The following is a 23,654-nucleotide window of genomic DNA, read 5'->3' as shown; positions in this document are numbered from 1 at the left end:
ATTCTTGTGGGGTAGAATACCTACTCAAAATACAAGAGATGGACAAGATACCCCATCCCACAAATAAATCAGCAACGCCAAATCTAAGATATCCTACTGTCTTGTGACTATAAGTATGCGAAAATTAGCTAGATTATCACTTGTTGTGAGTGCCTTTGTTTGAAGTATCCTAGCTTTGAGGCTGACCAACTTTGCGGTCATCGCCAGCTTCTGTCGCACTATCATTGCTTTGAGGCTGACCAACTTTGCTACCATCGCCATCGCTCATCCTACTATCCTTGCTTTGAGGCTGACCAATTTTGATATCATCCCCTCTGATTGGATCAAGATAAAGGATGTACTTATTACGCCATTGTGTTTTATCTAGTTTGTTAATAGCAGCTTTTTCATTTTCCTCTTTGTCTAGCGCCACAAATGCAATACTCTCATCCTTTTCGATTTTTATAACAATAGAAGTTTCAGTTATTTGAATTTTTCCATAGGGCGAAAAAAGCTCTTCTAGATCGGATTTAGTAATCTGAACTGGTAAGCCGCTAACTTTGAACATTTTGATGTCCCCTGATTAATAAAGATGGTAATATTGCAAGAAGAGATTTGCAGAAAAACGATAGCTAAAGAACCAAGAATTAAACTTTTCTCTAGCATAAATTTGTGTAACACCAATTTAAATTCAAACTTAAGCTGAAGTTTTACGCTAAAAGTTACATAACTTAAAAACATTACCCCAACTGCCGAAACCCGGATAAATATCGGTTTTTGGCTACTTCTGAATTATTGCTCACAAATTAGTTTTGCCACAGCCTGCACTAACAAATCTGGGTCAATGGGCTTGGATAAGTGCTTTTGAAAGCCGGCGGCTAAGGCTTGTTGTTGATTGATTTCACCAGCATAAGCTGTAAGAGCGATCGCAGGAATTTGTCCGCCGCGATCGCTTGGAAGGGAACGGACTTGTCTGATGAGGGTATAACCATCGACTTCGGGCATACCGATGTCGCTGACTATGACATCTGGCTGGAATGATTCTAGGGCGGCTAAAAATTCGTAGCTGGTAGCAACTGTGACGACTTCTGCGCCGTAATAATCTAGCAAGACGGTGAGAAAATCACGGCTGTCTGCTTCATCATCGATGGTTAAGACTTTGATACCTGCAAGATTAAGTTCATCTACTGCTAAATCTGCGGTGCGATCGCTCTCTGGTTGAATGTTCTGTAATGGTAAACTAACGGTGAAGGTGCTTCCTTGTGCTTCGCCTGGGCTGTCAACGCCTACTGTACCACCGTGGGCTTCGATGATGTGGCGCACAATTGCTAGCCCTAAGCCCAATCCGCCATATTTACGGGTAATGGAGACATCTTCTTGGCGGAAAGATTCAAATATGTAGGGGAGAAAATCGGGGTTGATGCCTTTACCTGTGTCGCTAACGGTAATCTGGGCTTGGTTATCTACCCTTTCTAAGCGAATATCTACCCTTCCGCCGTTGGGGGTAAATTTGATGGCGTTAGTCAGTAAATTCCACATAACTTGCTGCAAGCGGACAGCATCGCCGGATACCTGCCCGATGTTGCGTAATTTTGAATGAATCAGAATTGATTTGGCGACGGCGGCGGTTCTGACGGTATCGATAGCTGCTTCAATCACAAATGTTAAGTTGACGGTATCGGCGTTTAAGCTGAGTTTACCCCGCAGAATCCTGGCAATATCTAATAAGTCATCAATGAGTTGAGTTTGCAGCTTGGCGTTACGTTCAATTGTGGCTAAGGCTTCAGCTGTTTTTTTGCTATCCAGCCTCCGACTTTGCAGCAGTTTTGTCCAACCGAGGATGGGGTTGAGGGGGGAACGCAATTCATGGGAGAGAATTGCTAAGAATTCATCTTTGACGCGGTTGGCTTTTTCGGCTTCATTGCGGGCGACTTGTTCTAGTTGCAAAATGCGATCGCGTTCGATTTCCAATTCTTTTTGATCGTGAATATCTGTACAGGTACCAAACCATTTCACCACCCGTTCTTGTTCATTTTTTAGGGGTAAGCCCAAAATTAAATGCCAACGATAGCTACCATCTAAGTTTCTGCGGAAGCGGTATTCATGTTTATAAAAAGTACTATTTTTGATAGCCCTTTCCCATAAATCTTGCGACTCTTGCATATCATCTGGATGCACGGCTGCTAGCCAACCAAAACCCAAGGCTTGCTCAAATGTTAATCCCGTATATTCACATAATCGTTGGTTAACATAATCACAATCGCCATTGGCATCACAAGTCCAGACAAGGTGGGGAATGGCTTCTGCTAAGTAGCGGTAACGGATTTCACTTTGGCGGATAGTTTCTTCGGCTTGTTTGTACTCAGTTATATCCCGGGAGATACATAACAGTTGGATTACTTGCCCGGCGGGATTGCGGATGGGTGTAACTGCCACATCCCACCATTTCGGTGTACCTTTGGCGGTGGGGCAATAACCATGAAATCTGGCTAATTCCCCAGCTTTAGCTTTGGCGATCGCATTTTCTGCTGCTTGCCTCATTTCTCCTTCCCAGAAACAGCGCCATTCTGTGTGGAGCAGAGGTGTGAAGTCATCGATTTCTAACAGACAGAGACCGCCGGGATTTATGTATAAAAGTCTACCATCTAAGTCTAGGACTTTGATACAGTCTTTACTGCTGGCTAGCATCCGTTGGTTAAACTCTTCACTCTGTCGCAGTTCTTCCTCAGCTTGCTTGCGCTCAGTAATATCCGTGAGAGAGCCTATTTGACCAATAACATTACCATTGGAGTCAGTTTCCGCTAGTATCTGGACATAAAACCAAATGATGCTGCCATCTGGGCGTAAACACCTGCCTTCATTCTGATAAAATTTTCCTGGCTGTAATCTTAGCGGTGTTTCCCTAACAATGCGATCGCGGTCTTCTGGGTGTAAGGTTTCTATCCATCCCAAGCCTAATGCTGTATGTGTTGGTTTACCTGTAATTTCCGACCAGCGATTGTTGACATAAATACAGTTATGATGATTATCAAAGCGAAAAATGGCTACTGGTACTGCTTCTGCTAAAGTGGCATTGCGGCGTTCACTTTCTCGCAGTTCGGCTTCAGCGCGTTTGCGTTCTGTGATATCTTGCACATTACCTGTTTTTCGCACAGCGTTGCCAGCTGCATCATAGAATACTTGCGCTCTCCCAGCCAACCAGCGATCGCCATCAGGATGCAAGACGCGGAACTCTGTATCATAATATTGCCGTCGCTCGCGCATCATTTGACCAACATACTCGCTGATGCGGCTGCGATCGTCAGGATGTACCCACTGCAACCACTCATCACCCCTAATTTCTCTGATACTGGGGTCAAGCCTCAACAGCGTACAGTATTCTTCCGAGATTTTGGCTTTACCTGTAGTTAGATCTAAATCCCATAATCCTGATTTTGTGGCTTTTTGTGCCAATTTCAACCAAGCGGTATTTTCCTGTAAAATTGCCTCGGCGCGTTTACGTTCAGCCAGTTCAGTTTGTGCCTGCTGTAAAGCTTCCGCCTGGCGTAGAGCAATACTTACCTGAGTTACCAATTCCTGAAGCAAATCAATTTCTAACTGTTGCCATTTTCGGGGGGCTGTACAGTGATGAGTAATTAACATCCCCCAACAATAGCGATCGTGCAAAATTGGTACTACCAAATTTGCCCGGACTTGAAACTGCGCTAGCAGTTCCCTATGATATGGTTCAATAGTACCATCATCAATATCTGCTGTTGCCGTCACTAATTCCTGACGATAGCGCTCGATATATTCTTCCACCGCACTGGGTTCTTGGTTCAGCAGTCCTTGACGATAGCGTTCAATGTATTCCTCAGCCAGACAGGGATCGAAAATAGCAGAAGCCAGCACAGATTGACACTGTTCCCCAAGGGATTCTGCAACTACTTGTCCACTACCATCTGAGTACAGCTGAAAAATAATTACCCGATCCGTCTGGAGGAATTGCCGCACCTCATGGACTGTGATTTGCAGAATCTCTTGGAAGTTTAAAGATTTATAGATTTGTTGAGTAATTTGGGTAATTAATCGCTCTTTTTCAATGCGCTGTTGTAATTGGGTGCGTAGCTGCAATTTTTCTATTGCCCCATTAACTGCTAAACGCATTTCCTCAGAAGTAATCCCACCTTTAACCAAGTAATTTTGCGCCCCTGCTTGCATCGCCTGCACTGCGATCGCTTCATTCCCCAACCCTGTAATTACAATTACAGGTAAAAACGGCTGACGGGTAATTGCTTGCAGTTGATTGAGGAATTCCAAGCCATCAATATCTGGTAGTCGGTAATCCAGCAACACAACATCTGGTTGATGAACTTGCCAGAGTTGTAATCCAGTTTGCCCCAATTCTGCTACCACAACAGTATATTGGTATTCCCGATCCTGGAAAAAATATTGCCGATACAGCTCACAATCTTCTGGGTTATCATCAACTATCAAAACAGTGCGCTGTGGCTGGCTCATAACTACTTATATGGATAACAGATAGCTGGAAAGTACTACAAATTCTCCGTTTAGTTTATCAAGATTGGGGGATGGGGAAGGGGGAAGGGGGAATGGGGAATGGGGAATGGGGAATGGGGAAGGGGGGAATGGGGAATGGGGAAGGGGGAAATGGGGAAGGGGGAATGGGGAAATAACAAACACCAATTACCAATTACCAATTACCAATTACCAATTACCAATTACCAATTACCAAATGACAAATTTAAATTATGGATGCTACAAATTTTTTTCATCAGGGGTTCAACAAGAATTGTCAAGGTGACTATCAAGGCGCGATCGCAGATTATACCCAAGCAATTCAACTTAATTCTGATTATGCAGAAGCCTATTATAACCGGGGAGTGATTCTAATTAATGAAATCAAAGATTATCACGGTGCGATCGCAGATTTTAGTCGGGCTGTGGCAATTAATCCTGATTTTGCCGAAGCTTACTGTAACCGAGCGAACGCCCATTATTTATTAGAAGATTATGAAACGGCGATCGCTGATTATTGCCAGGCTGTACAAATTAATCCGCAGTTGGCAGAAGCTTACCACAGCCGAGGTAAGGCTGACTTTGCTCTGGGAAACTACGAAACAGCATTAGCTGATTTTCAGCAAGCAATTCAAATTAATCCCCAGTTATCTACTTATATAGATGTTGATATTGCTAATGCTTATCATAACCGAGGTGTGGCGCGTTGCGATCGCGGTGATAATGAAGGAGCGATCGCTGATTTTAATCAGGCTTTGCAGCTTAATCCTAATTTCGCCGCCGCCTACACCAATCGCGGTAATGTTTACCAAATTTTAGGCGAGTATATCCAAGCCACTGCCGACCATGACCAAGCCTTACAGCTAGATCCTCATTTAGCGGAAGCTTACCATAATCGTGGTAACGCCCGCTATGCCCTCACAGATTATCCCAGGGCGCTTGCCGATTACAACCGCGCTATCGAACTAAACCCCAAATTTGCCGGAGCCTACTATAATCGGGGTTTAGTTTACGCTCATTTAGAAAAGTATCAACAAGCCATTGCCGATTTAGACCAAGCGATCGCTTTTAATCCCGATGATGTACAAGCTTACTACGAACGGGGTTTAGTCCGTAGCGCCTTGGGAGACTATGAAGGTGCGATCGCAGATTATAATCAAGCCTTACAAGAAAACCCCACCTTAGATTTAGTTTACGGCTTACGCGCCAACGTCCGCCGCCGTATGGGAGACTACCAAGAAGCCATTCAAGATAGCACCAAATTACTACAACTCAACCCCTTATTAGCAGAAGGATATTGCGATCGCGCCTCTGCCCGTCGTAGCCTTGGAGACTATCAAGGGGCGATCAAAGATTATGATTGGGCTTTGATGTTTGATGCCAACTTAGCTACAGCTTACTATGGTCGAGCCATTGTCCGCGAAGCCTTACAAGATTATCAAGGTGCAATTAACGATAACACCCAAGCCATAGAAATTGCCCCCGACTTTTCCGAAGCTTATTGTAATCGAGGCAACGCCCGCCGCCAAATCGGGGATGAACAAGGCGCAATGGCTGATTATCACCAAGCCATCAAACTCAACCGCGAATTAGTCGAAGCTTATTACAACCGCGCTTCCCTGCGTTACGCCTGGGAAGAATATGAAGGTGCAGTGGCCGATTATACCCAAGCTATCAAATTCAATCCCCACTCCGCCGCATTTTATAGCGATCGCGGTAATGCCCACTATGCCCTAGAAGATTATGAAGCAGCCATCGCAGATTATAATCAAGCGATCGCCATTGAGCCTAACTTTGCCGAAGACTGGTATAACAGAGGACGCAGCTATTCCTTAATCGGCGACTTAGAAACCGCACTCCAAGACCTCAACAAAGCCTTACAATTACAACCACATTGGACAGAAGCCTATCTTGTCCGCGCCGATATTTACCGCAACCTGGGACATTACGAACGCGCAATTACCGATTTCCAAGAATCCGCCCATCTATATTATAAGGAAGGAAACACCCAATATTATCGCGAAATTCTCAACTTAATCACCGAATTACAGCAATAACCTCGGAATTGAAGCCGTCGGGTGCGTTACGGCGAAGCCTAACGCACCGCCAACCATGACAAGCCGTAGTGGCGTGTCTAGCCTTAAATGTTGCAATAGAGATTAATTTTATCCGCGTTTATCTGCGTTTATCGGCGGTTAATTTTTTCTAAATCTAACGCACTATTTTAGTCTAGACACGCTAGTAGGGTGCGTTACGGCGAAGCCTAACGCACCGCCAACCATCACAAGGTTATAATGTCTTCTTTTCATTCCCTAATAACCTCAAATGGTGCGTTGCGCTACGCGACAACACACCCTACGATGATGGTAATGAGTAACGCAATTACCCATTACCCATTCCCCATTACCCATTACCCATTCCCCATTACCCATTACCCATTACCCATTCCCCATTCCCAAAACTACTTAAGCAGTAGGCGTATCTTCCGCAGGTTTCGCCTTGGTTCCACCTTTGAGACGAGTAGCCGTACCTTTACGAATGCGATCGCTTTTCCGCACAGCACCCGCCATCTTATATTCGTTGCTATCGTTACCATATTTCCAAGCAACTGCTAATAGCAACCTCTCAGAAATGTTACCCAAAGTCTTCTCGATTTCCTCAATTTCGCTTTTAGTAGAGTCGATGACAATTAAAGCTGTATTATAAATTTCCAGCTTATTGCGTAATTTCTCCATTTCCTCTAGCATACTTTGTAAGTCGCAATCCTCCCCAAAGTTCATATTGGGATCAATTGCCTTAAAGCCATGCGCCCTCAAGACAGCCTTTTCTAACACGCGAGATGTGCGTTTTTGTCGCGTCATAATGCACCCAATCAAAAGTAGTTTAAAAGTTAATGAAGTCGGCAATTGTACGTAACTATAATTGAGAAGAGAAAAAGGTAAGGAAACAAGAGAAAACCGTTATCTTTTTTCCTTAACCTTTTTCGTTAGAACAATATATATAGCTAGGGTTAATCATGCCTACTTAAATAGCTTGCCTCAAACAACCTTAATTCCGGTTCAGCATAATTTCTGGAATTTTGAATTTTTTTTACAAGATTTTTGGTAAATGACCGTAAATTACCGGAAGTGGGGCATTGGGTATGGGGCATGGGGCATTGGGCATTGGGCATGGTAATGATAATGTTGTGGGGAGTTATACCAATTTGAAAAAAGAACACGACAGATGGCGAAACTGCTCGGTTAAGGATTTTCAACTTTTAATTTGGTTTGGGGAAAAGGTGAAAGGGTAAGGGTTAAAGGTTGTTTCTTGCCCCTTTTTCCCTTCCCCTTTTCCCCTTAACCGACAAGTATTGCGACAGATGGTAGGGGCAACATTGGTGTCAACTTAAGGTGAAACCCGCTTGACTGAAAGGTTTCGCCCTCACCCCCAGCCCCTCTCCCACAGGGAGAAGGGAGCAAGAGATTTAGTTCCCCTTCTCCTGCGGGAGAAGGGGTTAGGGGATGAGGGCGCGAGGTATTCTTTGCGTTGGTGACCAACATCATCGCGTTGGTGACCAACATCATCACGTTGGTGACCAACATCATCGCGTTGGTGACCAACATCATCGCGTTGGTGACCAACATCGTCCCGTTGGTGACCAACATCATCGCGTTGGTGACCAACATCATCGCGTTGGTGACCAACATCGTCACGTTGGTGACCACAAAGCAAATTTTCGTAGGAGTTTAGCAATGCGAAACCCTGAACAACCTGCAATATAAAGATTGTTCAGCTAAATTACGGAAAATCCCGCAAAAGCCATGTGTTAATAAATAAATAGCTGACATCGAGAGAAAGTAGCAAATGGAACCCTTAACTACTGCTGCGATCGCAATTGGCGCGACAATTGCCACAAAAGCTTTAGAAAAAACAGGCGAAAATGTTGGACAAGCTGTCTGGGATAAGACGGGTGAGTTTATCGTCAAGCTGAGAAAACACTCTCCCCAAACTGTAGTTGCAATTGAGAAAGCACCAGACCAACCACTCGATTATGGCAAAGCTGTACTAGAAGTAGAATCGGCAACTCAGGCTAATCCTGAACTGGCGCAAGCTGCACAAGAACTAGCAACAGCCGCTAAAGCCGAAACCAATCCTAAGTTTGCCGAAATTATGGCTACGCCTAACCTGACAAAATTGGCTGATAAAATTGGTCAGGTAGTTATGCCAGGTGGAACCGGCAATATTCAAAACCAATCCTTTTAAAGCATTGAATCGTAGGGTGTGTTACGGCGAAGCCTAACGCACCGCCAATGACATTTAACTCATGCATTTTTAATTCATTGATAGTGCGTTGCGCTGCGCGGATAGACTCTGCCCAATTCCATAAAACTATAGTCAAATATTTCTAATCGTTGATGGTGCGTTGCGCTGCGCGACAACACACCCTACATTTGTATTCACAGCACCGCGATCGCAGCCACGCTAGTAGTGGCGTGTCTAGACTAAAATAGTGCATTATTCAAACTCTTGTGGGATGGGCATCTTGCCCGTCCTAGGCGGACAAGATGTCCACCCCACAAGAAAAATTATTGCAACATTTTAGCTATGTCAGTCCAGTAGGGTGTGTTACGGCGAAGCCTAACACACCGCCAATGACACTTAACTCATGCATTTTTAATTCGTTGATGGTGCGTTGCGCTGCGCGGATAGACTCTGCCCAATTCCATAAAACTATAGTCAAATATTTCTAATCGTTGATGGTGCGTTGCGCTGCGCGACAACACACCCTACATTTGTATTCACAGCACCGCGATCGCAGTTAATTTAACTATGTATGCCTGAAGAATCTGGGAAGTTTGCTGAGAAAATCGGTGTTTTTGCTGCTCCTGGCGCTCAGGTAAACATCGGTACTCAAATCATTGAAAGTCAAAAACAGCTCAACCTCATCAAATATCATATCCCCTATCGCGGTTCTGTGCATTTTGTCGGGCGAGAAACCGAACTCACCATGCTCCATCAACAATTGCAGCGCGGAGATTATGTAGCTATCGCCGGCATGGGAGGGGTAGGGAAAACAGAATTAGCCACCCAATACGCCAGACGCTATCAACAAGATTATAGTGGAATCGCCTGGTTCAACGACCGAGAAACCAACCTCGCCGCCACAGTCTTGGAATTTTTTGTGAAATTCGGCTTCGAGATTCCCCAAGAACAAGGCGGAAGACTGTTAAGCCTCAAAGAACAAGTCGCTTGGTGCTGGGCGCAATATCCCCAATCTAATTTACCCATTTTAATCATCTTTGATGATGTCACTAACCTAGCCAACCTCCGCGAAGTCGTTCCCCAAGACCACCGCTTCTGCGTTCTTGTAACTACTCGCCTGCGAATTTTAGACCCTAACTTTATTCAAGCCATTCCCTTAGATGTTCTCTCGCCCCAAAAAGAACCAGGGAAAGCTGTAGAACTGTTAAAAGGATTGTTGGGAAACAGAGACAGACGCGTAGAAAACCAACCAACTGCAGCCACAGCAATTTGTGAATGCTTAGAATATTTACCCTTAGGTATCGAGTTAGTAGGAGGTTATTTAGTCCGTGACCCGGATCTAGCTTTAGATATGATGTTGAAGTGGTTGCAAGAACGCAAATTAGCCGAAGCCGCCTTACAAAACCGCGAAACTCTCACCGCAACTCAACTAGGAGTTAAAGCCGCCTTCGCCTTAACATGGGCAGAACTTGACCCCCTAGCGCAACAATTAGGCAGATTTTTGAGTTTATTTGCTCCCCAATTAATTCTCTGGGATGTAGTAATTTGGGTAGCAATAAACAGTCAAAACATTGAGCAAACAGAAATAACAGCACCCCACCCCGAAACCCTAAACGCCAGTGAGGAGGGAAGTGAAAACGCTGCTTTGCTGGGGTGGAATGAAGAAGAATTAAACACAGCTAAAAAGCAACTCTACGAGCGCAACTTGTTGCAACAAGTAGAAGACAGCGACGGATATTATAAAATTCATGCCTTAGTGCGCTGGTTCTTGCAAGAACAGTTAGCCGGTGCTGGCGAAATGAAATCAGTTTTAGAAAAAACCTTTGCTAATGCGATGATAGCAGTTGCTCAAACTGTTCCCCAATCGCCCACTTCTGAGGATATCGAACTTATCAAAGATGTAGTTCCCCATCTCGAAGACCTGGGACAAAGGTTAATTGCGGAAGTTAAGCAAGTAACAGAAAATCAGATAAATTACCCAGCATCAGTTCCTCAAGATAAAGTACTTTGGGCCTTTGTGGGAGTGGGAAGATTTTACGCAGGACAAGGATTATATCAATTAGCAGAACCTTGGTATGAAGAATGCGTCAACGTTTGCCAAGTTTTATTTGCAGGTGACCATCCCGATGTGGCTTTTAGCTTGAACAATTTAGCAGTACTCTACCTTAGGCAAGGGAGGTACAGCAAAGCCGAAACCCTCTTCATTGATTCCTTGGCAATGTATAAGCGCTTGTTTGCAGGCGACCATCCCAATGTGGCTTTTAGCTTAAACAATTTAGCTAATCTTTACCTTAGCCAAGGGAGGTACAGCAAAGCCGAACTTCTCTTTATTGAGTGCTTGGCAATGAGAAAGCGCCTATTTGCAGGCGACCATCCCGATGTTGCCACAAGCTTGAACAATTTAGCTAGTCTCTACAAAAGCCAAGGGAGGTACAGCGAAGCCGAAACCCTCCACATTCAAGCCTTGGCGATCACAAAGCGCCTTTTCGCAAGCGACCATCCCAATGTGGCTTTTAGCTTGAACAATTTAGCTAGTCTCTACCGTAGCCAAGGAAGGTACAGCGAAGCCGAACCCCTTTTCATTGATGCTTTGGCAATGAGAAAGCGTCTATTTGCAAGCGACCATCCCAATGTGGCTACTAGCTTGAACAATTTAGCAGGACTCTACCTCATCCAACGGAAGTACAGCGAAGCCGAACCTCTCTACATTCAAGCCTTGGCGATGAGAAAGCGCCTGTTTGCAGGCGACCATCCCGATGTCGCCACAAGCTTGGACAATTTAGCTAGTCTCTACAAAAGCCAACAAAAATACAGCGAAGCCGAACCTCTCCACATTCAAGCTCTAGCGATGAGAAAACGCCTGTTTGCAGGCGACCATCCCGATATCGCCACTAGCTTGAACAATTTAGCTCTTCTCTACGATAAGCATGGGAAGTACAGCGAAGCCGAACCCCTGTATGTTCAAGCCTTGGCGATGTGTCAACGGGTGTTAGGTGTTAATCATCCCACTACGGTCACAATTCGAGAAAATCTCACAATTCTGCAACGTCAGTTAACTCTCGTTGGCATTTGGAAACGTCGATTACGTCAGGTTTTGCAAATTCTTTTAGCTATAGTAATTTTCCCGTTTTACCTGCTGTGGCGATTGGCTAAGAGAATAATTCAATTCGTAGTTCGTAATTCGTAATTCGTAATTAAAATGCTGAGATACTTAGTTACGTAGCGACTGTCTTGAATGTCAAGTGCGATCGCAATGTTAACCTAAGTTATATCAGGAAAAATATCGTAGGAGAAAACATTTGGTAGCTAGCATTGATATCGGTACGCTAATTACAAGAGACCCTAAATTGCATAGCGGTCGTCCCATAATTGCCGGAACAGGCACATCTGTAGGCCGAATAGCAGCTTTGTACAAGCAAGGTTATAGCGCCGAAGAAATTGCTGCGGATAAACCTCACTTAACACTCGTACAAATTTATGCAGCACTAACTTATTATCACGCTAACCAAGCAGAAATTGATACAGATTTAGCCGAAGAACAAGCAGCCTATGAGGAATTAGCAGCACTCCACTACAGTAAACAGCATCAACAATGAGTTTAATTCGTTTATATTTAGATGAAGATGCAGAAAGTAACAGACTGTTGCAAGCTTTGCGTGCTCGTGGTGTAGATGTGGTTACTGTCGCAGAAGCAGGAATGATATCTTGTAGTGATGAAAAGCAACTGAATTGGGCTTTAAAAAATCAACGAGTCATTTACAGTTTTAATCTGCGAGACTTTTATCGGTTGCACACAATTGTATTAGAAAGCGAACAATCTCACGCTGGTATTATCTTGGCACAGCAAGGTTACTCTGTAGGTGAGCAAATGCGCCGCCTATTGAAAATAATTGCAGCCAATTGACGTACTCCCCACAGCTATGAAAACAACGCTATCGCTCGTTTTCATGAAAAGCTGGGGGATTCTTCCCTGATACTCATGGTCGAAAAATGTTTCCACAAGCAGGGTTTCCACGTTTCCACTGCCCTTGGTAGAGCAGATTCTACGGGCTACACAGATTTCTCTGTGGGGAACGCCATCGTCCCGACTACTGGGAATTAACCCAGATACTTTTATGTTTAATACCCCGATCCTCTCTACTAACCAGGTTACCGATGTCCAAATAACCGAGCTTTCGCAGTACGTAGGTGAGCTACTTTTCTTTTATGTAGCTATGCTAATCGTACCATGTTGGGCGGCGATTAAAATCGCCTAGACGCTTATCCCCATAGATGAATCTAGGGGCTTGCGCGTCATTAATTTTCGGTCAGCAGAGGAGATGCAAAATCAAGTAGAATTTTTGAGCGCTTGGGGTGAAGAATAGATTATAGAAGCGATCGCATTTTCTCTTCAACAAAAGTGCGATCGCCAAGTATGTAGGAGACTTTCTACGTCTGGCTTCATGCAATCACCGCCTTAATTGCTGCGTATTTTGGCTTCAAAACCCCCAGCGCTGCGGAAATACGCGAACATGAACGCGAAATGGTAGCTGGACGCGATCGCGATCGCTTCTGAAACTCTTGGCTAAAGGAACTCAGGCTTGCTAATGCAGGCTTTTTATTATCTTGGGGTGAGAGCAATTCTTTGTAAGGGCACGGCACCAGTAAGATAATTACATATACCAAAAGATTGTAGATGCCGTGCCCCTACTGTCCATCTGTCGCATTCTTTTTTCAAAAGCTTCAATCAGCGAATGCTTAAAAGAATTAATCAACCAACGCCAAAAACGCAAAATGCAAGAAAAGATAGAAGAAGATTTAATTGCCGGACTTGAAAGCGGAGAAGTAATAGAAGTTAATGATCAATGGTGGGAGCAAAAAAGCACACATCTGCTCAACCAGCTACATCAAGATTAATAATGGCGAAGCAGACAGCCTCGTAGTCCCTAAAAAGTGTTACTTTCATCACAAAGATAGATGCGATCGCCACAATGGAATACAGTTTTTACATTAAATCAATGATTATCTTGCAATTTATCCCTAGCAAAATGGCTGCATTAGCTGTAATCATAGACTAAGTTCATAGTATTGTTGTTTATCTGAGGCGGATACCGATGGCAAGGCCCATCCGCCTATTTATCTCAAGAAAGTGCTGAGTTGCGAGTGCTAAGTACTGAGTAAAATAAATCCAGTAACCACTACAAATATTTAAAACCCTCACCCAATCCCCATTACCCATTACCCATTCCCCATTACCCCTTATCCCCAGAGGGGGCCCCGAGTTCCCCATTCCCCATTCCCCATTCCCCAATTCTAAAGTTTTGCTGTAATTCCACCATAGCTGACACACAGCTTCAGACCCAGGACTGACAACCATTGCAAGAGCGATCGCACGTCCCCAAGTCAAGCTATTATGTAGTCGGAAACTATGCAGCATCAAACTTAAGGTTTTGCATGAAAGTAGCAGTCTTCAGTACTAAAGCCTACGACCGGCAGTTTTTGGAAGCTGCAAATTCTTCTAAACAGCACGAATTGGTATTCTTTGAACCACGTTTAGATAGAGACACCGCCATTTTAGCAGCTGGCTTTCCAGCCGTTTGTCCCTTTGTCCATGACCAGGTTGACGCTTCCACTTTAAAAATTCTCGCCGCAAACGGAACTCGCCTGGTTTCTCTCCGTTGTGCCGGATTTAACAACGTAGATCTCAATGCAGCAGCAGAATTAGGAATTCGAGTATCACGTGTTCCAGCTTACTCGCCCTATGGTGTCGCAGAACACGCCGTAGGCTTGATTTTAAGCCTCAATCGCAAAATTCATCACGCCTATAACCGAGTTCGAGATGGTAATTTCTCCCTCAATCGCTTGCTAGGATTCAATCTGCATGGACGCACAGTCGGGATTGTTGGAACAGGCAAAATCGGTTTAATTTTAGGGCAAATTATGAGAGGTTTTGGCTGTAACATCCTTGCCTATGATGTCTATCAAAACCCTGGAATAGAAGCAATGGGTGGTAAATATGTAGAATTACCAGAACTATTCGCTAAATCTGACATCATCTCCCTACATTGTCCCCTAACTCCAGAAACTCATCACCTAATCAATGAAAATGCGATCGCGCAAATGAAACCAGGTGTGATGTTAATTAACACCAGCCGAGGTTCCCTTATCGATACCCAAGCCGTGATTGAAGGCTTAAAATCCGGTCAAATTGGTTATCTTGGTGTTGATGTATACGAGCAAGAATCAGAATTATTCTTTGAAGATTTGTCAGGGGAAATCATTCAAGACGACACCTTTCAACGCCTGACAACATTCCCCAACGTCTTAATCACCGGACATCAAGCCTTCTTTACAGAAGAAGCCCTACATAATATCGCGGAGACAACTCTATCAAATATTACTGACTTTGAACAGGGAAGAGACTGCCCCTACGAAATCTGTCCCCAACCCCAACCCGGACATAATAAGGTCTTGGTAAGCTAAACATTTATACCAATTCGTAATTCGTAATTATGAATTGGTATTATTTCTCTCTAATCCACAGCGCCAATCCACCGCCACGACCACGAGCCGCGATAAAATCTTCTGTAGCTAGGAAGAAGGCGAAAAAGGCTTGCTTTGCGATTGGTTGGGTGTAAAAATCTTGATTCTCAACTTTACCAGAGCGAATTTGTCCGTTGTACACAACATAATTAAATAGGCTAATTTGCATTTGCGTAAAGTCAAACGCTAAGAGATTTTTCTTACCTAAATATTTGGCTGGCCCTGACAACTTCAATAATACTGGGCCGACTTGCACCTGATTTTCTATTTCGCCTTTACCTAAATCTGCTTCGGAAGTTTGGCTAAAAGAAATATATGCTGCAGCAAATTTGGGCATATATACACCCTTACCTAAAACAATTCCCCCGCGCTGTCTCACCTTGCGAGTACCCGTAGCAAAGCAAAGCCGCCATTTACCCACAAGCGACTCAAAGTTATAGATTAATCTTTCCTGCTTGGCTGCTTTTTCTGCTGCTAGCAACGCATCCACAACCAAAGCAGCAGTCGGAAGTTTACCACCTTCACCGCAATAAGCAGCCGCAGCTTGCAATAATATCGCCAAATCAGGTTTAGCCGTAGGTGTTACTTCAGCAGTCATAAATACACTCTTGAAATTCTCTGATCGTATGGTAGATCAACATGTAAGAAGGGGAAGGGGGAAAGGGGAAGAGGGGAAGGGGAAAACGTTTATCCTTTAACTTTTGAGAAAGCGGAGGCGGAAAGGGAAAAACCTTTAACCTTTAACCTTTCCCCTTTTCCCCCTCTTCAAACCACTGGCGCTGAGACTATACCCTGCGCTTCGAGGAAAGATGCGACTTTTAAAATTAAGGCTTCATTATAGGGTGCGGCTATTAATTGCACGCCTAAAGGTAAAGCGTTGGGGCGTTGAATTGGTACTGAGATGACAGGTAAGCCAATAAAAGATAATGGTTGCGTAAATAATCCCAGATGGGGACGAATGATAATTTCTTGTCCATCTAAAACCATCGTGGTTTGCCCAATTAATGGCGCTACCATTGGTGTAGTTGGTGCCAGAATTATATCGACATTTTGAAAGATTTCTCGCACGCGATCGCGATACCATCTTCTAAATCTCTGGGCTTGCAAATACCATTGACTCGGGATTAAAGCCCCAGCTAAAAAGCGATCGCGTGTGGCAAAATCAAAATCTTGGGGACGCGATCGCAATCTCTCTATATGCAGATTTGCGCCTTCGCTGGCGGTAATCACAAACGCTGCAGCCCTGGCGCGATGGGATTCTGGTAGCGTTACATACTCAGTTACATTCAAAGCCCGGGCGACTTGTTCCACTGCTAACAAGGCTTCCGGTTCTGCACCCTGAGTATAGTAATCCCCAGCAATGGCAAATCTAATACCAGATATATCTTCGTGAATTTGAGGTAAACATAATTCCGGTGGGCGTTTTGTACATACCGGATCGCGATCGTCTTCTCCTTGGAGAATATCAAAAGCCGTCGCAATATCCCGCACCGAACGAGCAAAGGGGCCAACATGGTCAAAACTGGTGGAAAATAAAGCTACCCCAGCCCGCGATAACCTACCGTAAGTCGGTTTTAAACCAAAAATTCCACAAAAGGCAGCCGGAACGCGAATCGAACCGTTAGTATCAGAACCCAGCGTTAACGGAACCAACCCCGCAGCTACAGCCGCCGCCGAACCACCTGAAGAACCGCCAGTGACACGCTGTAAATCATGGGGATTATGAGTAGCACCATAATGGGCATTTTCTGTCATAAACCCATAGGCGTACTCATCCATATTTAACGCACCCACCAACACCGCACCAGCTTGTTTCAACCTGGCTACTAAGGTTGCATCTTGGCTAGCTGGGGGATTTTCGGCATTAATTTTTGCACCTGCGAGAGTTGTTAACCCAGCGACATCAAAGAGGTTTTTCACGGCAAAAGGTACACCCGCCAAAGCACCAGGATTGTTACCTTGGGCAATTTCCTTATCGATGCGTGCTGCATCAGCCAAAGCAGTTTCCGCAATTACCGCCGTAAAAGCATTGATTTCGCGATCGCGCGCCGCAATTGTGGCTAAAGCATCTTTAGTAACTTCCACAGCGCTAACCTTACCCGCACGTATAGCCGCCGCTATTGATACAGCATCATTCATGGTTCAAACACAGGTGCAACTTCAACTTCTTCAGCTATAGGAAAATCATTCACGAGTTGAGCGATCGCTTTGATTCTCTCAAAATTTGCCACCACTCCATCACGGTACTCATCCCGCAGTTGTAAATTTACCAACAACGCCATCTGCTCAACATACTCACCCACATCGAATTCTCGACTTTCCATATTTCCTCTTCGCAATTGTTTCAGCTACATTTACAGCTATTTGCCCCTGATGCCAAATTAATCACCTGAAACAAAATTTACCAAATTATGACTCCCAAGCTCTCAATTTGAGGCTAGCTTCTGGTTAACAAGGGAGCAGAGGGGGAAGACCGGAACGGATCTCAATACTTGTCGGTTAAGGGCAAAAGGGGAAGGGAAAAAGGGGCAAGAAAAAACCTTTAACCCTTACCCTTTCTCCTGCGGAGACCCTACGCGAACACCTTTTCCCCAAACCAAATTCCGACTTGAAAATCCTTAACCGAGCAGTATTGGAACGGAGCTTGGACTTCGCCCCGTATAAGCCAATACAGTTCAGTTAAGAAAATAAATTGACAACAAAAACAATAATTTTGGAGGGGGTTTGGGGGACGCAACCGTCCCCCAATCGGGGGTTTGGGGGAGAATCCCCCAATTGTGCTAGCTGTCTCCACAACTAACAAATCAATCACTAATGAACTTATCTGGACTGTATTGCTGTGTAAGCGCTCCTTATAAACGGAGCTTGTACGAGATCCCTATTCTCCTTGCCCCTTCTGGTAACACTACGCGAACAAACTTATTGAAATTTTAAATTTTCAATCGTCAGTCCAACATTCAAAATCTCAAATCTAAAATTCGGTAATAATTAACGCTGTTAGTTTTAGTACAAAGCTGGGGGCATTTATGGGGCAGGATTTTCAAGAACTAGCTGAACTTTATAAAAACACGCTGCTGCACGATGTACTCCCATTTTGGGAAACATACTCAATAGATTGGGAACAAGGCGGTTATTTTACTTGCCTGGATCGCCAAGGTAAAGTGTATGACACAGATAAATTTATCTGGTTGCAAAATCGTCAGGTGTGGACTTTCTCGATGCTGTATAACCAGCTAGAGAAACGCGACGATTGGCTAAAAATTGCTACTAATGGTGCGAATTTCCTTTCTCAACATGGTAGAGATAGCGATGGTAACTGGTATTTCGCCTTAACTCGTGAAGGTGAGCCTTTAGTCCAACCTTACAATATTTTTTCTGATTGCTTTGCAGCAATGGCTTTTAGCCAATACGCCCTCGCCTGTGGTGAAGATTGGGCAAGGGATATCGCTATGCAAGCTTACAATAATGTTTTGCGCCGCAAGGATAACCCCAAGGGCAAATATACCAAGGCTTACCCAGGTACACGCCCGATGAAATCCTTGGCTGTACCGATGATTTTAGCTAACCTCACCCTGGAAATGGCATGGTTACTACCCAGCGAAACCTTAGAGAAAGTCCTAGATTTAACAGTTCAGGAAGTGATGAACGATTTCCTCGACAAAGAACGAGGGCTAATGTATGAAAGCGTTGCGCCGGACGGTTCTCACGTAGATTGTTTTGAGGGGAGATTAATTAACCCCGGACATGGTATCGAAGCGATGTGGTTCATTATGGATATTGCCAACCGCCGCAATGATACCAAAACCATTAACCAAGCGGTGGATGTGGTGCTAAATATCCTGAATTTCGCTTGGGATGATGAATATGGCGGTTTGTATTACTTCATGGATGCAAAGGGACATCCTCCCCAACAACTGGAATGGGATCAAAAGCTGTGGTGGGTGCATTTAGAATCTTTGGTGGCGTTAGCAATGGGCGATCGCTTAACGGGGCGTGCTGAATGCCGAGAATGGTATAATAAGATGCATAATTATACTTGGTCGCACTTTGCCGATCCTGAATATGGTGAGTGGTTTGGGTATTTAAATCGGCGTGGGGAAGTATTGTTAAATCTTAAAGGCGGTAAATGGAAAGGCTGTTTTCATGTACCCCGTGCCTTGTATCTTTGTTGGCAACAATTTGAGGCGTTGAGTTCACAAACTGTTGGATAATTAACCACCGATAAACGCAGATAAAATTAACCTGATGTGATACTGGATTTTTCTAATCGCCCTCACCCCCAGCCCCTCTCCCGCAGGGAGAAGGGAGCCAGAGATTTAGTTCCCCTTCTCCTGCGGGAGAAGGGGTTAGGGGATGAGGGCGAGGGTTTTTTTACAACACGCGCCGTATATAGCTTTTAGCTTAAGTTGACACGTATGAGCAGTGCCTTGCCCTCAAGACAATGTTCACCTCGCAATTTTATTATTACTATATTATTCTGCTTGAGATTCGCTAAATGTTCTGGCTGTTTTTTCTAAACAAAAATCTGTCGCCATTAAATCAATACCATCAATAATGTTACTTGCTTGAATAATTCCCAAAGCCGTAAAACATTTGTCGCGATAATTGGGATGATTTTGGAAAAATAATATTGCTTCTTTTAAAGGTTCAATCACAGGATAAGCTGCTTCTGCTTTATCAATAGCTTGCTGAGGAATGGGAGACTTGAGCCTTTGCATAGCCAAATCAATTAAATCTCTGGATTCTACAGAAGAATCGTTCCATCTATCAGAATTGGCTAAAAGTTTTTCCGCAAAACTATCAATTTGATTTAGGCATGGTACAGGCGACCAACTGGGATATGCTGGTTCTCCCAATTCGATACGCCCTTCCATAATAATTTCAAATTTAATTAAAACTTCATCTGCTAGAATTGCAAATCTCACACCATATTGGTCAGCCTTGATTTCTCTGGGTAATTTGAAGTTATTTTGGGTATTAAAAAGGGCATTATATTGATGTTCAGATATTGCCTTTCGCAATAACCTATAGCCTGTACCTGTAGAACAGAGAAAATCTATATCTTTGCTTAATCTATATTCGCCATTGTTTAAACTAATTAGAGTACTATCGCCAAAATATGCGCCACATTCTAATAAGAAATTAGCATTTAGTTGATTCAGTACATTAAAAATTTTTTGATGAAATTCCCTAACAAACATCTGCGCCCCTAGCCATGAATCATAATATTTAGCTAAATCTTGCACAAATAATGCTTCTGTTTGGCTCAAATCTCCTAAAATACCTCGATAATGCCAGCCTCGCTCATATATTTTGAGCATTTCTAAAAGAGTAATATTTTGCAAATCTACTCTTTGCCAACATAATTTTTCTAAGAAGGGCAATTTATCTGGTATTTCAATTTGAGGTGTAATTGTCATAGACCATTACAGATAGCATGAGAAATTTTAGGTGGGCTAACCTTGGCTTGAGTAATACAGAATCAAATAATGTTGGCGACACATTAATATATTCTAGAGTGCAAGGCACTGCCCATTGGTGTCAGCTTCAGCTAAAAGCGATATAGGGTGGGCGTTGTACAAATACCTCGCGCCCTCATCCCCTAACCCCTTCTCCCGCAGGAGAAGGGGAACTAAATCTCTGGCTCCCTTCTCCCCGTGGGAGAGGGGCTGGGGGTGAGGGCGAAACCTTGCACAAGAACGGGTTTCACGTTAAGTTGACACAGGTGGGCACTGCCTTGCCCCTACAGTCTGTTGCATTCTTTTTTCAAATTGGCATAACTTCTACTTTGATGTTTTCTTGTTTTGCAAAAGCTGTAGCAGCTTCTGTTAAAGCTGTAGCAACTTCTGCTTTAACGTTTCCGTATTTCGCGCAAGTTGTAGCAGCTTCAGCTTTAACATTTCCGTATTTCGCGCAAGTTGCAGCAGCTTCAGCTTTAACGTTTCCGTGTTCCGCGCAAGCTGTAGCAGCTTCAGCTTTAACGTTTCCGTATTTCGCGCAAGTTGTAGCAGCTTCAGCTTTAACGTTTCCGTGTTCCGCGCAAGCTGTAGCAGCTTCAGCTTGAACGTTTCCGTGTTCCGCGCAAGCTGTAGCAGCTTCAGCTTGAACGTTTCCGTGTTCCGCGCAAGTTGTAGCAGCTTCTGTGTTAACGTTTCCGTATTGCGCGTAAATTGCAGCAGCTTCTATGTTGATATTTTGAGCTTAGGAACTTCTAGAAAAAAGATTATCCAATTCATTCAGATGATATTTCATTGAAAGCGACGGGAAAATTTAATCCGTTAGTGGACGAGGTTATTCTATTCATTAATTGGCATTGGCAACACTTTCCCATGCCCCATTCCCAATGCCCTATGCCCAAAAACTCCACCCAAAAGGGGGTGGAGTTTTTCATTGGATAAGGATGATTGCTTCTTGTACTTTGGTGGAAAGTGCAGTTTCTAATCCTTGCTCAACTTTGGCGATTAACTTATCAAAAGCTTCTTGATTAGCTGTCAGTTGTTCTTGAAAAACTTGCTCTAACTCTGGCTGGATTCTCTCGCACATTTCGTCAATTTTTCTGTCATTCAAAAAACTCGAACGCAACCAGCCAGGAACATCTACATTGGCTTTGATTGCATCTTGTACACCTTTACGATTGAACTCCATTCCGGCTGCGATCGCGGAAGCACCATATACTAATGCAATGGGCCAGGTAAAATGTCCGGTGAGTACTAAGGTGATGATGCTAGCAAGAGTACCGCCACCAATGATGACGTTAACAATCAACCCTACAGTTTCGGCAAGAATGGCATCGCCAATTCTTAATTCTGGGTTAACAAAAGCTGGGTCTATACTATCTTCAAATCTCAAACTACTTCTAGGGATTTGAAATTTTCGGCAGATGGGATCGGTTTCTGCTGCTAAGTCTGGTTGAATTTTTTTGTTAAACCAACTAATGCATTGATTATTAATTATTTGTTGGGCGATATTACCTTGTAACCAATCTTCTGCGCGATTTTTCATTGAGGTTTCTAAATCGGCTAAGGTCTTGATTTTATTTTTCTGCCAATCTTTGATTCCTGGGCGCACGGCATTTTCAATTAAACCATTGGCTAGAGGCTGGGTTAACAATTCAATTAATTCGGGAATATGCCGTGAAATTAATTCTTCTAGCTTGTTCGATTCTACCAGTTTGTTAACTTCTTGTTTAAAGGCTGTAGCCCGCAAATCCCATCTCCCAACACGTGCTAAACCTAATGCTATGCAACGTTCTGGTTCTGGATCGGGACGCAGAAGTGTTTCCGGTTCGGGAAATATTTCTTGACAAATTTGGTGGGTAAATTTCATCCGCGATGCACCACCAGTCATCAGCAAAATTTTTGGTACTATTCCTTGTTTATCTAGCTGTTCTTTTGCTTCTTGGACTGCTTCACAAAATGCTTGCATCCAACTCTTTCCCGCCAACGCAGCTAAAGGTTGATGCAAGATTTCCTCCATAATTAATTTATTAACTTGGGGGATAAAATAAATTTGTTCATTGATAGACTCAAAACCACGGGCAAATGATTGAGCATCGCTATATAGCTGTTCATTAGAAAAGTAATCTTCTTTAGTTTTGCGACAAGCTAGTTCACAACGTGCTTGGTGGTGAGGATATTCGGCAAAGACTTTTTCTAGTAAGTTTCTTTGCTCATGTTTAGCAAGAGTGCGTTCAAAGATAGCTTTGTCAATTAATGATGCACCTAAAATATTACTGCCAAAATCTATAGGAATTTCCTGTAAACTTTTCACCAGGGTAAAATCTGTAGTTGAAGAACCAATATCAACAATTAATACTGAAGAAAGTAGCTTTTCATACTCTAATTTCCCCGCTTCTTTGGCTTGCATAAAAGCAGCCCGCGACTCAGGAACAACATTTAATAAATCAATCCCGGCTGATTGCAGTAGCTTTTGATATTCGCTGCGATCGCTCACTGACCACCCAGAAGGACAACCCACATAAAAGTATGTAGTTTCCCCGCCTTCAATTTGTTTACTTTCTTTTAATAAGCGGTAGTAATTTGCCACAAATGTGCTAATAGTTTCGCGATATTTAGCATCATTTTTAGGTTTTTCTTTAAAGGAAATTTCTAGTCGAGTAACGCCAGCTTGAATTAAAGCTTGTTCTCCCACAAGATAACCCAATTTAGGATGCCAACCAAGGGCTGTAATTTGATTTTTCTTATTATTCACCTCCAGCATTTGTGGAGGTTCAATACTCTCGACTATAGCTTTGGCTACAGCTGTTTCACCATGTCCCAAATCAAAACCGACTGTTTCTAAAATTTCCATACTCTTAATAAGAATGTCATTTGTCATTAGTCCTCTCTTACAAAGTTCTGATCGGAGGTTTCCTCCGCTCAGACTTTGCG

22 protein-coding genes are annotated in these 23,654 nt (G+C 43.7%); 10 read left to right on the top strand and 12 right to left on the bottom strand.

Annotated elements, in window-relative coordinates; all coding sequences use genetic code 11:
• Positions 1-169: 169 nt before the first annotated feature.
• Together HGR01_RS09400 and HGR01_RS09395 are read right to left on the bottom strand one after the other, a co-directional pair.
• Complete coding sequence (locus HGR01_RS09400; protein ID WP_045869858.1) at positions 170-547, bottom strand: RNA recognition motif domain-containing protein; 378 nt, start codon at positions 545-547, stop codon at positions 170-172.
• A gap of 224 nt (positions 548-771) precedes the next feature.
• On the bottom strand, positions 772-4,479 hold the full coding sequence (locus HGR01_RS09395; RefSeq protein WP_045869859.1) for a PAS domain S-box protein: 3,708 nt from the start codon (positions 4,477-4,479) through the stop codon (positions 772-774).
• Between the two features lie 251 nt (positions 4,480-4,730).
• On the opposite strand from HGR01_RS09395, the gene HGR01_RS09390 reads away from it, so the two are divergent.
• Positions 4,731-6,554: a tetratricopeptide repeat protein gene (locus HGR01_RS09390; protein WP_045869860.1), complete on the top strand. Its 1,824-nt coding sequence runs from the start codon at positions 4,731-4,733 to the stop codon at positions 6,552-6,554.
• 408 nt (positions 6,555-6,962) lie between these two features.
• Here the strand turns inward: HGR01_RS09390 and HGR01_RS09385 are convergent, their stop codons facing one another.
• Both HGR01_RS09385 and HGR01_RS09380 read right to left on the bottom strand, forming a co-directional pair.
• A complete protein-coding gene (locus HGR01_RS09385) occupies positions 6,963-7,358 on the bottom strand; it encodes a hypothetical protein (RefSeq protein ID WP_045869861.1) in 396 nt (131 codons plus the stop codon).
• A 149-nt stretch (positions 7,359-7,507) separates the two neighbouring features.
• On the bottom strand, positions 7,508-7,753 hold the full coding sequence (locus HGR01_RS09380) for a hypothetical protein (RefSeq protein ID WP_155539162.1): 246 nt from the start codon (positions 7,751-7,753) through the stop codon (positions 7,508-7,510).
• Between the two features lie 247 nt (positions 7,754-8,000).
• Here HGR01_RS09380 and HGR01_RS09375 point away from each other — a divergent pair, with 247 nt between their 5' ends.
• Positions 8,001-8,261, top strand: coding sequence for a hypothetical protein (locus HGR01_RS09375; protein WP_155539164.1), 261 nt, complete (start codon positions 8,001-8,003; stop codon positions 8,259-8,261).
• Positions 8,262-8,343: 82 nt separating this feature from the next.
• The gene (locus HGR01_RS09370) at positions 8,344-8,742 is read left to right on the top strand and encodes a hypothetical protein (RefSeq protein WP_045869863.1); all 399 of its coding nucleotides are present in this window, start codon (positions 8,344-8,346) and stop codon (positions 8,740-8,742) included.
• Positions 8,743-9,082: 340 nt separating this feature from the next.
• Here HGR01_RS09370 and HGR01_RS09365 read toward each other — a convergent pair whose 3' ends face one another.
• Positions 9,083-9,220, bottom strand: coding sequence for a hypothetical protein (locus HGR01_RS09365; protein WP_155539165.1), 138 nt, complete (start codon positions 9,218-9,220; stop codon positions 9,083-9,085).
• 93 nt (positions 9,221-9,313) lie between these two features.
• Between HGR01_RS09365 and HGR01_RS09360 the strand changes: the two genes are divergently transcribed.
• The 3 genes from HGR01_RS09360 (at position 9,314) to HGR01_RS09350 (ending at position 12,646) form a co-directional block, all read left to right on the top strand.
• Complete coding sequence (locus HGR01_RS09360; protein ID WP_045869864.1) at positions 9,314-11,929, top strand: tetratricopeptide repeat protein; 2,616 nt, start codon at positions 9,314-9,316, stop codon at positions 11,927-11,929.
• Between the two features lie 112 nt (positions 11,930-12,041).
• Positions 12,042-12,338 (top strand): DUF433 domain-containing protein, encoded by a 297-nt coding sequence (locus HGR01_RS09355; protein ID WP_045869865.1) that lies wholly within the window; start codon positions 12,042-12,044, stop codon positions 12,336-12,338.
• Positions 12,335-12,646, top strand: coding sequence for a DUF5615 family PIN-like protein (locus HGR01_RS09350; RefSeq protein ID WP_045869866.1), 312 nt, complete (start codon positions 12,335-12,337; stop codon positions 12,644-12,646). The genes HGR01_RS09355 and HGR01_RS09350 overlap by 4 nt, the downstream gene beginning before the upstream one ends.
• A gap of 536 nt (positions 12,647-13,182) precedes the next feature.
• Here HGR01_RS09350 and HGR01_RS09345 read toward each other — a convergent pair.
• A complete protein-coding gene (locus HGR01_RS09345; RefSeq protein ID WP_155539167.1) occupies positions 13,183-13,383 on the bottom strand; it encodes a hypothetical protein in 201 nt (66 codons plus the stop codon).
• Between the two features lie 39 nt (positions 13,384-13,422).
• Here HGR01_RS09345 and HGR01_RS09340 point away from each other — a divergent pair, with 39 nt between their 5' ends.
• Positions 13,423-13,638: a hypothetical protein gene (locus HGR01_RS09340; RefSeq protein ID WP_052335155.1), complete on the top strand. Its 216-nt coding sequence runs from the start codon at positions 13,423-13,425 to the stop codon at positions 13,636-13,638.
• A gap of 178 nt (positions 13,639-13,816) precedes the next feature.
• On the opposite strand, the gene HGR01_RS09335 is transcribed toward HGR01_RS09340, so the two are convergent.
• Positions 13,817-14,158: a hypothetical protein gene (locus HGR01_RS09335; RefSeq protein WP_045869868.1), complete on the bottom strand. Its 342-nt coding sequence runs from the start codon at positions 14,156-14,158 to the stop codon at positions 13,817-13,819.
• A 17-nt stretch (positions 14,159-14,175) separates the two neighbouring features.
• Here HGR01_RS09335 and HGR01_RS09330 point away from each other — a divergent pair, with 17 nt between their 5' ends.
• Positions 14,176-15,204 carry a 2-hydroxyacid dehydrogenase gene (locus HGR01_RS09330; RefSeq protein WP_045869869.1) on the top strand — a complete coding sequence of 343 codons (1,029 nt, stop codon included), beginning with the start codon at positions 14,176-14,178 and terminating at the stop codon, positions 15,202-15,204.
• Between the two features lie 40 nt (positions 15,205-15,244).
• On the opposite strand, the gene HGR01_RS09325 is transcribed toward HGR01_RS09330, so the two are convergent.
• The 3 genes from HGR01_RS09325 to HGR01_RS09315 all read right to left on the bottom strand — a co-directional run bounded on the left by HGR01_RS09325 (position 15,245) and on the right by HGR01_RS09315 (position 17,588).
• Entirely contained in the window at positions 15,245-15,862 is a 618-nt protein-coding gene (locus HGR01_RS09325) for a hypothetical protein (RefSeq protein WP_045869870.1), read from the bottom strand.
• Positions 15,863-16,029: 167 nt separating this feature from the next.
• Complete coding sequence (locus HGR01_RS09320) at positions 16,030-17,403, bottom strand: Asp-tRNA(Asn)/Glu-tRNA(Gln) amidotransferase GatCAB subunit A (protein ID WP_045869871.1); 1,374 nt, start codon at positions 17,401-17,403, stop codon at positions 16,030-16,032.
• The gene (locus tag HGR01_RS09315) at positions 17,400-17,588 is read right to left on the bottom strand and encodes a DUF4089 domain-containing protein (RefSeq protein WP_045869872.1); all 189 of its coding nucleotides are present in this window, start codon (positions 17,586-17,588) and stop codon (positions 17,400-17,402) included. Before HGR01_RS09315 ends, HGR01_RS09320 begins: the two co-directional genes overlap by 4 nt.
• A 702-nt stretch (positions 17,589-18,290) precedes the next feature.
• On the opposite strand from HGR01_RS09315, the gene HGR01_RS09310 reads away from it, so the two are divergent.
• Positions 18,291-19,475 (top strand): AGE family epimerase/isomerase, encoded by a 1,185-nt coding sequence (locus tag HGR01_RS09310; RefSeq protein WP_045869873.1) that lies wholly within the window; start codon positions 18,291-18,293, stop codon positions 19,473-19,475.
• A 261-nt stretch (positions 19,476-19,736) separates the two neighbouring features.
• Here the strand turns inward: HGR01_RS09310 and HGR01_RS09305 are convergent, their stop codons facing one another.
• Positions 19,737-20,684 carry a nucleotidyl transferase AbiEii/AbiGii toxin family protein gene (locus HGR01_RS09305; protein ID WP_045869874.1) on the bottom strand — a complete coding sequence of 316 codons (948 nt, stop codon included), beginning with the start codon at positions 20,682-20,684 and terminating at the stop codon, positions 19,737-19,739.
• 371 nt (positions 20,685-21,055) lie between these two features.
• On the opposite strand from HGR01_RS09305, the gene HGR01_RS09300 reads away from it, so the two are divergent.
• A complete protein-coding gene (locus tag HGR01_RS09300) occupies positions 21,056-21,328 on the top strand; it encodes a hypothetical protein (protein ID WP_194007792.1) in 273 nt (90 codons plus the stop codon).
• 323 nt (positions 21,329-21,651) lie between these two features.
• Here the strand turns inward: HGR01_RS09300 and HGR01_RS09295 are convergent, their stop codons facing one another.
• Complete coding sequence (locus HGR01_RS09295) at positions 21,652-23,574, bottom strand: Hsp70 family protein (RefSeq protein WP_045870117.1); 1,923 nt, start codon at positions 23,572-23,574, stop codon at positions 21,652-21,654.
• Positions 23,575-23,654: the final 80 nt, after the last annotated feature.

Origin of the sequence: Tolypothrix sp. PCC 7712 (assembly GCF_025860405.1) — a bacterium.
GTDB lineage: Bacteria > Cyanobacteriota > Cyanobacteriia > Cyanobacteriales > Nostocaceae > Aulosira > Aulosira diplosiphon.
The sequence above is the reverse complement of the archived record's forward strand: the minus strand, read 5'-3'. Positions and strand labels throughout refer to the sequence as shown.

Coding starts and splice junctions, on each gene's coding strand:
- HGR01_RS09300 (WP_194007792.1), top strand. CDS start 21,056: ATGTTTTCTTGTTTTGCAAAAGCTGTAGCAGCTTCTGTTAAAGCTGTA.
- HGR01_RS09295 (WP_045870117.1), bottom strand. CDS start 23,574: ATGGAAATTTTAGAAACAGTCGGTTTTGATTTGGGACATGGTGAAACA.
- HGR01_RS09315 (WP_045869872.1), bottom strand. CDS start 17,588: ATGGAAAGTCGAGAATTCGATGTGGGTGAGTATGTTGAGCAGATGGCG.
- HGR01_RS09390 (WP_045869860.1), top strand. CDS start 4,731: ATGGATGCTACAAATTTTTTTCATCAGGGGTTCAACAAGAATTGTCAA.
- HGR01_RS09400 (WP_045869858.1), bottom strand. CDS start 547: ATGTTCAAAGTTAGCGGCTTACCAGTTCAGATTACTAAATCCGATCTA.
- HGR01_RS09310 (WP_045869873.1), top strand. CDS start 18,291: ATGGGGCAGGATTTTCAAGAACTAGCTGAACTTTATAAAAACACGCTG.
- HGR01_RS09385 (WP_045869861.1), bottom strand. CDS start 7,358: ATGACGCGACAAAAACGCACATCTCGCGTGTTAGAAAAGGCTGTCTTG.
- HGR01_RS09360 (WP_045869864.1), top strand. CDS start 9,314: ATGCCTGAAGAATCTGGGAAGTTTGCTGAGAAAATCGGTGTTTTTGCT.
- HGR01_RS09350 (WP_045869866.1), top strand. CDS start 12,335: ATGAGTTTAATTCGTTTATATTTAGATGAAGATGCAGAAAGTAACAGA.
- HGR01_RS09320 (WP_045869871.1), bottom strand. CDS start 17,403: ATGAATGATGCTGTATCAATAGCGGCGGCTATACGTGCGGGTAAGGTT.
- HGR01_RS09395 (WP_045869859.1), bottom strand. CDS start 4,479: ATGAGCCAGCCACAGCGCACTGTTTTGATAGTTGATGATAACCCAGAA.
- HGR01_RS09375 (WP_155539164.1), top strand. CDS start 8,001: ATGAGGGCGCGAGGTATTCTTTGCGTTGGTGACCAACATCATCGCGTT.
- HGR01_RS09330 (WP_045869869.1), top strand. CDS start 14,176: ATGAAAGTAGCAGTCTTCAGTACTAAAGCCTACGACCGGCAGTTTTTG.
- HGR01_RS09325 (WP_045869870.1), bottom strand. CDS start 15,862: ATGACTGCTGAAGTAACACCTACGGCTAAACCTGATTTGGCGATATTA.
- HGR01_RS09335 (WP_045869868.1), bottom strand. CDS start 14,158: ATGCTGCATAGTTTCCGACTACATAATAGCTTGACTTGGGGACGTGCG.
- HGR01_RS09370 (WP_045869863.1), top strand. CDS start 8,344: ATGGAACCCTTAACTACTGCTGCGATCGCAATTGGCGCGACAATTGCC.
- HGR01_RS09305 (WP_045869874.1), bottom strand. CDS start 20,684: ATGACAATTACACCTCAAATTGAAATACCAGATAAATTGCCCTTCTTA.